Genomic DNA, 10296 nt, shown 5'->3' with positions numbered 1-10296 from the left:
CACCAGACACAACGGCGAATAAAAATACGTATCCAGCCGCGCAAACCGCGAACCACCGACCTTCTTGAAAAACCCCACCAACTCCGAATCCCCAATCGCCCTGGCAAACATCACCACCGCAATCGCGCTGATTCCCCACTGCAAGGCCCCGTGGGACACCGCCGAGAAATACAGCCCCGCCCGCAGACAGACCATCAATGCAATCCCCACCAACCCCATGGCAACCAGAAACGTAGCCAGCGCCGAGGGTTTGAACGCCGATTTCGGCCCGCGAGCGAATTCGCCGGGCAATTGGGGGATAGCGGCCTGGAAGCCGAGTTTTCCGCCGGCAGCCCAGTACAGATGCACCATGCTGATGAAGGTGAAAATGCCGACAATCCATCGTGCGACCACAAAGCTCATGGCTGGCTCTCCCTTAAAAGGTGCGAAAGAGGATAGTCGCCTGGAGATTTTTTGCAGGCATTTCGTCGGCAGCTGATGGTAAAGTGCCGCCCCATGAAAATCGCTCGTGCCGACCGCTCGCTCATTGCCTGGATGCTCTATTGCTGCGTCCTGTTCAATGTGTTCGCCTGCAGTATCGGTCATGGGCAGATGGTCGGGATGCAGCTCAATGGCATCGGCGGTCAGTTTTGTACCGTAGACCCGCGCACCCAGGCGCCCAAGCCGTCCAACTCCACTGAAGAGAACCTGCCAACGCTGTCCAAGGCGTTTGGTTGCCCGCTGTGTTCCACCGGTGGCATGGGCCCGGCGCTGAGTTCCAGCTTGAATGTGGCAGTACTGCCACAGCCCCATGCACCGCCGCCGGCCATTGTCCTGGCTGCCGACATTCCTGCCCGCTTTACCTGGCCTGCGGCTAATCCGCGCGCACCGCCTGCTTTCGCCTGATCCCTTCGCTTTCCAATCTGCACTGACCACCGTTTCCGCGAGGACGTACGGGCGGCTGTGCGTTGTTTTCAAGCCAAGTTTTTCAGGATTCAACCATGAAACATCTTCCCCTGCTGGCGGGCCTGTTCGGCTGCCTGCCTGTCTGCGCCTGGGCCCTTGAGTTGGCCCCGACCACCATTGATGGCGAACAAACCGTCGAGCCTGGCCTGGCCCTGGATCAATCCAGCGGCATGGCTTCGCGCTTGGGCTTGAGTGTGCGCGAAACCCCGGCGTCGGTGGCAATCGCCAACCGCAATGACATCGAGCGCCACGGCGCCAAGACCTTCCGCGATGCCGCCAACACCTTGCCTGGCGTGAATGCCAGCGCCCCGCCAGGATTTGGCGGGTTTGTCTCCTACCGTGGCTTTACCAGCAGCCAGATCACCCAGATGTTCAACGGGATCAATATCGCCACCGGCCTGGCCCGGCCAGTGGATGCGTGGATCTATGATCGGGTGGAGCTGGTAGGCGGCCCCTCCTCCTTGATCAACGGCGCCGGCTCCGTGGGCGGTTCGCTCAACTACGTGACCAAGCTGGCCACCCGCGAGGAACAGGCCGCCGAAGGCCAGCTCACCTATGGCAGCTATGACACCGCCGGCATGGCGTTTGGCGTCAATCACGCCCTGACCGAACCTGGCGCCGAGGTGCAGCACTACGCGCGCCTGGATGTAAGCCGCAACACCAATCACAGCTACATCGACCGCGACCAGCGCGAGGCCTGGAGCCTGGCGTTTTCCCTGCTCAGCGACCTCACGCCCAACCTGTCTCACACCCTGGCGCTGGAATACCAGGATGAGCATGAAGACAGCCCTTACTGGGGTACGCCGGTGCTCAATCCCAAGGTGGGCGAGCTGAAGATCGACAAGCACAACCGCTTCAACAACTACAACGTTGCTGACGGCCGCTATGAACAGCGCACGATCTGGGCGCGCTCGATCATCGACTACCGCCTCAACGACAACACCACCCTGAAAAACACCCTCTATCACCTGGACAGCCAGCGTGATTATCGCAACCTGGAAACCTACCAATACAACGCCGATAACAGCGCGGTGAACCGCTCGACGGCCTATCAGGTACGCCACCAGGGCGAACAGAACGGCAACCAGTTCGAGCTGCGCCACGATGACAGTTTTTTTGGCCTATCGACCACCTGGTCTGGCGGTTTCGAATACAAGGTCAACAGCACCACCAACACCCCGTTGAATGTGCCGGGCAACAGCAGCGTGGACCCGAACCACTACAACCCTGGACACTTCTACGACATCCCGCGAACCCGTGAAAAGTTCGGCAAGGACAAGACCAACGAGGTCACCACCAAGGCGCTGTTCGTGGAGAACCGCCTGGGGCTCACCGATAAACTCTCACTGCTCACCGGCCTGCGTTACGACGCCATCGACCTGGACGTCACCAACCACCGCGCGATCACCGCCACCAATCCCCGCCACTTCAAGCGCAGCTGGGAACCGGTGACCGGTCGCGTCGGCCTGACTTACCAGTTCATCCCGTCGGCCAACATGTATGTGCAATACAGCACCGCCGCCGAGCAGCCGAACACCACCACGCAAGTGTTTGATGTTTCGACGGGCAAACAGTGGGAAGTGGGCAGCAAGTTCGATTACCTGGACGGCCGTGGCTCGGCCACCGTGGCCGCGTACAAGATCGAGCGCAAGGATTTTGCCGTGACCGACCCGCAGGACCCGACCAACAGCATTCCGGTCGGCGCGCAGTCATCCAAAGGCATCGAGTTGGCCAGTTCGTTGCGCATCACGCCAAGGCTGCTAGCAGAGGGCAACTTCGCCTGGGTCGACGCCGAGTACGACGACTTCAACGAGAAAATCGCCAGTGGCGCGGTGGTCTCGCGTAAAGGTAATACGCCAACCAACGTGCCCAAGCGCGTGGGTAACCTGTGGCTGACCTATGATTTTGCCGAAGATTGGCAAGGGGGCGTGGATGCGCGATATGTGGCCGAGGTGTACGCGGATAACGCCAACACCCAGACGGTGCCAGCCTACACGCTGTTCGGCACGTTCCTGCGCTATAAGGTCGATTCGCACACCTCGGTGACGGGCCGGGTGCGCAATTTGACGAATGAGGTGTATGCCGAATTTGCGCATGTGTCGCCGGCGTATTACCTGGGCTCGCCGAGGACATTTGAGCTGGCGGTGCAAACCAAGTTCTAGCCTTGGAAAAACAGGCCAATGTGGGAGCTGGCTTGCCAGCACCCACAATTTGATCCTCACCTGGCAGTTAGATCCGGGATCATTTCAGGCTTGCCTGAACCTTCTGCGCCACATCCTCGGTCAACCAGGCCTTCCAAACTTCTGGGTGTTCCTTTAAAAACGCCTGGGCCACGTCCCGTGGCGCCGTATGATTTTCACTCATGGTTGCCAAGGCTTTGTTCAGCGGCTCAATCGGAAACTCAACCTTCTCGAAGAACTGCGCAATCTGCGGATGCTCCTTCTGGAACGGCGTCGACACCCCGATACTCAACTTGGACGCCAACGAGCGCGTGGGCTTCGGATCAGGATTATCCGCATCCGTCAGCGTCTTCCACGCCTCGGCATCAAAGGGCGGCTCTTCCAGTTGGATCAACTTGTAGCGCCCCATCAGCGGGGTTGGCGACCAGTAGTAGAACAGCACCGGTTTGCCCCGGCGGATTGATGAGGCGATCTCGGCATCCAGTGCCGCGCCCGAGCCACTGCGGAAGTTCACATAGCTGTCGTCCAACCCATAGGCCTTGAGCTTCTGTTTGTTGACCACTTCCGAGGTCCAGCCGATGGGACTGTTGAGAAAGCGCCCCTTGCCGGGGGATTCCGGGTCCTTGAACACATCTTTGTAACGCGCCAGGTCCTTCACGCTCTTGAGCTCCGGCGCCAAAGGCTTGATGCCTTTGGCGGGGTCACCCTTGACCACGTATTCCGGCACCCACCAGCCTTCAGTCGCGCCTTTGACCGTATCGCCCAACCCAACCACTTTGCCTTCGGCTTCGGCCTTGACCCACACCGGACTGCGGCCGGCCCATTCTTCGCCGATCACCTGGATGTCGTTCTTCGCCAGGGCGGTCTCCAGGGTGATGGTGGTGCCCGGCAAGGTATCGGTGGGCAAGTCGTAGCCCTTCTCGACGATCACTCGCAGTACTTCGGTAATCAGGCTGCCGCTTTCCCAGTTCAAATCGGCAAAGTGTATCGGGGCCTCGGCGGCCGAAACCGGCAGAGGGGCCACTGACAGACTCAAGGTCGTCAGGGAGGCAGCCAGCAGTGTTCTCAATCCTTTCATGCCCTTGCACCTCGCGATAACGCAGCAGACAGCGGACGGCTTTGCTACGTATGCGCGAAGCCTCTGAATAGTTAAGTCAACTCAACTGTAGTAGAGGTTCCGGGAGATAAGGGGTGTTCGAGGAATTTGATGCTTATTCGCTGGCCTTGAAGGTTACCAGTTCGCCCTTGCGCCATTTGGCGGCCTTGCCGGTCACGGCCTTCAGGGTCTTGGTCAGGCCTTCCTGCAACTGCTCGTTGGCGGCAAACACCAGCATCACACTGTGGCCTTCCTTGAACACGATGCCCTGGCCTTCGGCCGAGGACACAAAGGCGTAGTCGCCCAGGCCATAGACGGTCAACTTGATGTCGCGAAACTTCAGCTCGAACTTGCCACCTTCACGGCTGGGTAATACCGCTGCGCGAAAGTGATCGCCGACCTTGAGTTCCAGGCGCGGCTTGTCATCCACAACCAATGCCGCCTCGGTATCGATTTCGGCGATGTAGATGCCTTCCGGCGTCTGCTCAGTGATGTAAACAAAACGGGATTGAAACTGCTTGACCAACTTTGCGCGCAAATCACCCAGCACGAACAACGCGTGCATATCCAGATTACTGACTGCCAAGGAAACGCCCCCACATCGAAAAGAGCGCCGTCCGCCAGAGCGGGCAGCACAAAAAAACGGCCATTACGGCACGATCACATCACTCATTCTTTGAAAAAAACTGAAGAAGAACCCGCTGTCACACCATAAGACTAGTACAGACGTACGCGATGGACCTTGTGCAAGGTCATCTGGCAGCACAGGAGATCACAGGTTCAATGGCCCGAGAATACGGGCCGACCCACTTCAGAAAATAACCCAATTAAAAATGCAGTTTTCCGACACGCAAACACAAATAAACACGCTGTCATGGAACCGGGCGCTGGTCGTCGACGACAATACTAAAACAGCAGTACCGATTAAAACCACCCAAAACGTTGCAATCAAGTCAACCAGATCGATCGAAAGGAGCAGGCCATGCAACGATCAACCTACAATGCAATGTCTTCGCCCCCCCATTCATCACGTCAGGGCGAGGCTCAATACTACCGCTTGGGCGGCTTCGACGGGTACTCGGATTCGGTTCTTTACCAAGTCGTACCTGCCGGCAAGAACTTCTTTCATATTCGTGAAGTGCTCAGTGGTCGAATAAAAGGCTTTCGCAGCGGCCATGTCAAGGCGTGTGAACTGGCCAAGACACTTGAAGCCCAGCTGCAAGCCCCTCACGGAGCAGTCGTTTCGTCCGCACGATAACTTAACTGCGCCGCCGACCCGCAACAACTGCCATACTGGCCCGTCCACTGAACTTTGTGCCCTGCGGGCCAGGTTTCTCCAGTGCAGTTATCTCCAAGGGAAGGCTCTACGTGACGGAATTTGATATCGGCGAATTTTTCATCCATGGCGACGCAAGGGAAGTAGACGGTGAGTTCCAAGCAGTGATCATCATGCGGGCCAAGCCTCCGCTGACCACTGTGACTACACACCAGGTGGAAAAAGACCGTTGGTTCAAAACCGTTGACGCTGCTGCCATTGCAGCCAAGGAATCCGCCAAGGCCTTGAAAGCTGCTGTGGATGCCGGGGCGTTGAATTCCTGACAATCCGATAGAACTCTGCTGCGCCACGACCCTCCCATGCATAACCACCCCCTGCATGGAGAACGATATGGACGCGCCAATCCCTACCCTCGAAACCCTCTTCGAACAATTGGGCCTGGACTCAACCCCGGACGCCATCGACGCGTTTATCGTCGCGCACCCTTTGCCGGAAGACGTAAAGCTGATCGATGCACCGTTCTGGTCTGAACAACAAGCGGCCTTTCTGAAAGAGGAGCTGCGCGAGGATGCTGAATGGGCGATTCCCGTGGATGAGCTGAATCAACGTCTGCATCAATCGCAATAAACCCGTCTCAATGCAGGCTGTCCGACTGTTCCAGGCGCAACAGCGCCTGCCAGGCAGCCCTGCACTCCTCCGCCTCATCGCGACTGGCGAACGCGGTACCGCGCTGCTCACCGTTGAGCAACACCACCCAGCATGCCTTCTGGCCCAGTGCACGCAGGGTTGGGGGTACGCCACTGCCTATCATCACGGCAACATCGACTTTGTTTTGCATGAAGCTTCTCCGCAGCATTAGTTAGCTGGCTAACAATGTTGGCCATGCTACGGTTTTCTTCCAGTTGGAAAAAGCTATCCCCGGAATAGCTCCATTGCATAAACGGCAACAATCCCTAGCGCCCGCCCTTTACTGCCTCGGGTTTATAGCCCAGGCGCAAGCCGCCCCAATGCCGGCCCTTGACCATGATCGGCACCGACAAGTCGTGCATCAGCTCTCCGGTGTCGCGGGTATAGGTTTGCAACAAAACCGCCTGCTGGTGGCTGCCACAACGGATCCCGGTGCGGTCTTCGAATTTGCGTTTGGTGCGATTCTGCACCGCATCCACCTGCGCATCGCCGGTCAGCGCATGGGAAAACGCCTTGTTATGCGTCGGCACATAGCCCTGCGGCGTACAGGCAATGGCGAAGACCAAGCCTTCATGGCGTGGCAGCAGCGCTTCTTGGATCGCCGGTAACACTTGGTCGGTGTAGCCGTCGAACCGGGTGTGGTACTTGCTCGGGCGGGTGTTGGCGATCGGTGTGTAGCTGCGGTCGAACAGGTCATCCAGGCTGATGCGGTTCTGTTGCACGTCGGCTTCGAATTGCGCAGCAATCCGGCTCGCCCCCTCGCGCGCCAGGTCGTAGATGCGCTGGTGATAGTCATCCAGCCCGACTTCCGCCAGGCGCTCGCTGATGGTTTCGGCCTGGCCTTCCATCTGCACGGCAGCGTCGGCCAACTGGCGGGTTTGCTGGTCGCTGACGGCCAAGTCGCTGCGCATCTGTTCCACCGCATGAAACAGGCTGTCCAGCTGAGTGCGATTGGTGTCGGTGCCCTGGGCGATCTCATTGACCTGGCCTTCCACATCGGCCGCCAGGCTGGCAATGCTTTGCAACTGCTCGCCGGCATGCTCCACCTGCTCGACGCCGGTATGCAGGTCCGCTGAGAGCTGGCGAATCTGCTCCACCACCTGGGCGGTGCGTTGCTGGATATCCGCGACCATCACCCCGACTTCATCGGTGGCCGTGGCCGTACGCCCCGCCAACCCACGCACTTCATCCGCAACTACCGCAAACCCGCGCCCATGCTCACCGGCCCGCGCCGCTTCGATGGCCGCGTTGAGTGCCAGCAGATTGGTCTGGCTGGCAATGGACTGAATCACCAGGGTCACCCGCTGGATTTCTTCGCTGCGCAGGCTCAAGGCTTCGATCAGTTCACGGCTGGCATTCGCACGCTGGCTGAGCTGGTGCATGCGGGTGATCGACTGGGCCAGCACTTCACGGCCTTCGGTGCTGCGTTGATGGGCCTGGCTGGCGGCACCAAGCGCTTCACGGCTGAGTTGGGAGGTGACCTTTTCAGTGCCGATCATCACCTCGGCACTGCTGACAATCTGCTTGGCCGCGCCCAGCTGCGATTGCACGCGCGCCGCCAGTTGCTTGACCGAATAGGCCACACCGGCGGCGGACAATGCGTTATGACTGGTGGTGTAGGACAGGTCGCGCGTCAATTCGCCGATGGCATCGACGGCATCGGAAGACGCGATAACAGGGGTGCGACTTTTCAATCGAGGCAGCCAGATCACCAGCAGAGCCAGTGGCAGGCAAAGGTAGAGCGGCAGGCTGGCGAGCGCCAACCCAAGCAGGACCAACACCAGGGCGGTGCTCTGCAACAGGGGCGTCAGCCAGCCGGGCAGCCCGCGCGCCACCGTTTGCGGTGACACTGCTGCGCCCATCAGAGATCCGTCTCCAGCCATCTTCGTTACCCCACTGCTTGTCATTATTGTCGCTGCATTAAACGCCACTATCGGGCCATTATCCATGGGCCTTTAGTGGGGTGGCTTGCAGCAGATCAATAGACGGGGTGTAACGGGTCATTTCCGGGGAACCGCTGGACGGTCCCCCGCTTCACCGCATCAGGCTTGGCGCTGATGCTTGTCGATCTGCTCGTGGCGCTCTTGCGCTTCGATGCAGTACTTGGTGGTGGGGCTGATCAGCAGGCGCTTGAGGCCGATAGGCTCGCCGCTGTCATCGCACCAGCCGAAGGAATCTTCCTTGATGCGCTCCAGTGCACGCTCCAGCTGCGGCAGCATGCGCTGGTCGCGGTCAATGGCGTTGACCAGCCAGGTGCGCTCTTCTTCAACGGAAGCAGCGTCAGCCGGGTCAGCCGGGGTATCCAGGCTTTCAATGGCGATACGGTTCTGCTCAATGCGCTCGTGGTGTTCCACTTTCATGTCTTGCAGCAACTGCTCGAAAAAAGCGTGCTGTTCGGCATTCATGTAGTCATCCGCCGGCATGGCCAGCAACTTTTCCTTTGTCATTGATTTCTCTATAAAAAATACGTGCATTAAGGCGAATAAGGGAGCGTTCCGGAAGGCCTCTGCAGGTCTCGGAAGGGCGCCATCCATTTCAAGCGCCACCCGGCACTCAATTTACGAGGGGCGGCAGTCTAAGGCCGACTTGAGGGCGCAGCAACTGAAAAGACAGGCAATTTTTCCGAGATAACCCCCAAAAGCACCAGGACGGGCTCGGCGAATGGTCATCGGAGTGCGTTTATAGCAAGAAATTCAGTGTTGTGGAGCTATATAGAAGACAAACGGTTGAAACTGACCGGCGATGAGCCCCTGTGGGAGCGGGCTTGCTCGCGAATGCGGTCTCCCAGTCAACACACCTGTGACTGATACACCGCTTTCGCGAGCAAGCCCGCTCCCACACTTTTAGATTGAGTCAGCGTTTGAGCTTGCGCTTGTTGCGATACTGGTCGATCACCACCGCCACCACAATGATCAAGCCTTTGATGATGTCCTGGATATACGCGTCCACACCGACGAAGGTAAACCCGCTCGCCATCACCCCAAGGATCAGCGCGCCGATCACAGTGCCGGTGATGCGCCCTACTCCGCCCGCCAGGCTGGTACCGCCGATCACTGCCGCAGCAATCGCATCCAGCTCATAGGACATGCCCATGCCGGCCTGGCCGGTCGCTGCACGTGCCGAGGCCACCACACCCGCCAGGCCAGCCAAGAGTCCGGCGATGCTGTACACGATGATCAAGTGGCGTTTGACGTTGATGCCCGAGGTACGCGCCGCCTGCATGTTGCCGCCGATGGCGTAGGTGTACTTGCCGTACTTGGTGTAACGCAGGGCGATATGGAAGATCACCGCCACCACCAGGAAGATAATCACCGGCATCGCGCCATGTCCGATGGCCGTGTAGGAGTCCGAGAGCATGCTCACCGGCTGGCCTTCCGTGTAGTAACGCGCCAGGCCACGGGCCGAAACCATCATGCCCAAGGTCGCAATGAACGGCGGAATGCCGGTTACCGCGATGATGCTGCCGTTGATCGCCCCCGCCAGCAGCCCCACACCCAGCCCCATCGCCACCGGGATCCACACCGGCAAGTCGGTCAGGCTCGGGAACACCGCACGGGAAAAGTCGGAAGTCTGGGCCAGACTCGCGGCGATCATCGCCGACAGCGCCAGCACCGAGCCAGAGGACAGATCAATCCCCGTGGTGATGATGACCTGGGTCACACCGATCGCCAGCAGGCCGATGATCGACACTTGCAGGATCATCAGCACCAGGCGCTGGGAGTTCATCAGGAAACTCTGGTCCCGCACGATCCAGCCGAACAGCTCGAAGACCAGGCCGATGCCGATCAGCACCAGGAAGATGCTCAGCTCGGTGGGCATGCGTCGACGACTTTTAGTGGGCACCGTCGCAGGTTTGTTGTCCGTTATTGCGTTCATAGCCAATCACCTTCTTATTCTGTACGTCAGTGGACTGCCGTCATCCCGGAGGCCAACTGCATGACTTTTTCCTGGGTCGCATCGCTGCGGTCTAGGGTGCCCATCAATTCGCCTTCGTGCATCACCATGACCCGGTCGCTCATGCCCAGCACTTCGGGCAATTCGGAGGAAATCATGATCACGGCCATGCCTTCGCTGGCGAGGAATGAAATCAATCGGTAGATCTCGGCCTTGGC

The 10296-nt window shown here is 59.0% G+C and carries 12 protein-coding genes and 1 pseudogene; 5 read left to right on the top strand and 8 right to left on the bottom strand.

The features are described 5' to 3' along the window. A partial coding sequence (locus HX812_RS31040) for a DUF3995 domain-containing protein (RefSeq protein WP_178949150.1) occupies nucleotides 1–402 on the bottom strand: 402 nt, incomplete at its 3' end. A gap of 93 nt (nucleotides 403–495) precedes the next feature. Between HX812_RS31040 and HX812_RS31035 the strand changes: the two genes are divergently transcribed. After that, nucleotides 496–885, top strand: a complete 390-nt coding sequence (locus HX812_RS31035) for a DUF2946 domain-containing protein (RefSeq protein ID WP_016975551.1) — start codon at nucleotides 496–498, stop codon at nucleotides 883–885. A gap of 95 nt (nucleotides 886–980) precedes the next feature. Beyond that, nucleotides 981–3107, top strand: a complete 2127-nt coding sequence (locus HX812_RS31030) for a TonB-dependent siderophore receptor (protein ID WP_038848509.1) — start codon at nucleotides 981–983, stop codon at nucleotides 3105–3107. A gap of 79 nt (nucleotides 3108–3186) precedes the next feature. Here the strand turns inward: HX812_RS31030 and HX812_RS31025 are convergent, their stop codons facing one another. Together HX812_RS31025 and HX812_RS31020 are read right to left on the bottom strand one after the other, a co-directional pair. Further along, nucleotides 3187–4203 (bottom strand): ABC transporter substrate-binding protein, encoded by a 1017-nt coding sequence (locus HX812_RS31025; protein ID WP_038848511.1) that lies wholly within the window; start codon nucleotides 4201–4203, stop codon nucleotides 3187–3189. Nucleotides 4204–4336: 133 nt separating this feature from the next. Beyond that, nucleotides 4337–4786, bottom strand: a complete 450-nt coding sequence (locus HX812_RS31020; RefSeq protein ID WP_174890956.1) for a hypothetical protein — start codon at nucleotides 4784–4786, stop codon at nucleotides 4337–4339. Between the two features lie 417 nt (nucleotides 4787–5203). Here HX812_RS31020 and HX812_RS31015 point away from each other — a divergent pair, with 417 nt between their 5' ends. The 3 genes from HX812_RS31015 to HX812_RS31005 all read left to right on the top strand — a co-directional run bounded on the left by HX812_RS31015 (nucleotide 5204) and on the right by HX812_RS31005 (nucleotide 6124). Then, nucleotides 5204–5479, top strand: a complete 276-nt coding sequence (locus HX812_RS31015) for a hypothetical protein (protein ID WP_080642417.1) — start codon at nucleotides 5204–5206, stop codon at nucleotides 5477–5479. Nucleotides 5480–5589: 110 nt separating this feature from the next. Continuing rightward, nucleotides 5590–5820, top strand: a complete 231-nt coding sequence (locus HX812_RS31010) for a hypothetical protein (RefSeq protein WP_038848515.1) — start codon at nucleotides 5590–5592, stop codon at nucleotides 5818–5820. 67 nt (nucleotides 5821–5887) lie between these two features. Beyond that, the gene (locus HX812_RS31005) at nucleotides 5888–6124 is read left to right on the top strand and encodes a DUF2789 domain-containing protein (protein WP_038848516.1); all 237 of its coding nucleotides are present in this window, start codon (nucleotides 5888–5890) and stop codon (nucleotides 6122–6124) included. Between the two features lie 7 nt (nucleotides 6125–6131). On the opposite strand, the gene HX812_RS31000 is transcribed toward HX812_RS31005, so the two are convergent. From HX812_RS31000 to HX812_RS30980, 5 genes and pseudogenes are all read right to left on the bottom strand, one after another. After that, nucleotides 6132–6335 carry a hypothetical protein gene (locus HX812_RS31000; RefSeq protein WP_034104418.1) on the bottom strand — a complete coding sequence of 68 codons (204 nt, stop codon included), beginning with the start codon at nucleotides 6333–6335 and terminating at the stop codon, nucleotides 6132–6134. Between the two features lie 115 nt (nucleotides 6336–6450). Continuing rightward, on the bottom strand, nucleotides 6451–7683 hold the full coding sequence (locus HX812_RS30995; RefSeq protein ID WP_371317991.1) for a methyl-accepting chemotaxis protein: 1233 nt from the start codon (nucleotides 7681–7683) through the stop codon (nucleotides 6451–6453). Nucleotides 7684–8226: 543 nt separating this feature from the next. Continuing rightward, on the bottom strand, nucleotides 8227–8631 hold the full coding sequence (locus tag HX812_RS30990; protein ID WP_010564800.1) for a TraR/DksA C4-type zinc finger protein: 405 nt from the start codon (nucleotides 8629–8631) through the stop codon (nucleotides 8227–8229). A 406-nt stretch (nucleotides 8632–9037) separates the two neighbouring features. Continuing rightward, nucleotides 9038–10060 (bottom strand): ABC transporter permease, encoded by a 1023-nt coding sequence (locus tag HX812_RS30985; protein WP_016975559.1) that lies wholly within the window; start codon nucleotides 10058–10060, stop codon nucleotides 9038–9040. A 26-nt stretch (nucleotides 10061–10086) separates the two neighbouring features. Then, a pseudogene (locus tag HX812_RS30980) lies at nucleotides 10087–10296 on the bottom strand (D-xylose ABC transporter ATP-binding protein); the annotation flags it as partial.

This window comes from Pseudomonas sp. IPO3749, from assembly GCF_013386605.1.
Taxonomy (GTDB): domain Bacteria; phylum Pseudomonadota; class Gammaproteobacteria; order Pseudomonadales; family Pseudomonadaceae; genus Aquipseudomonas; species Aquipseudomonas azotoformans_A.
Note: the sequence above shows the minus strand (reverse complement) of the source record. Positions and strands in the feature narration are given on the sequence as shown.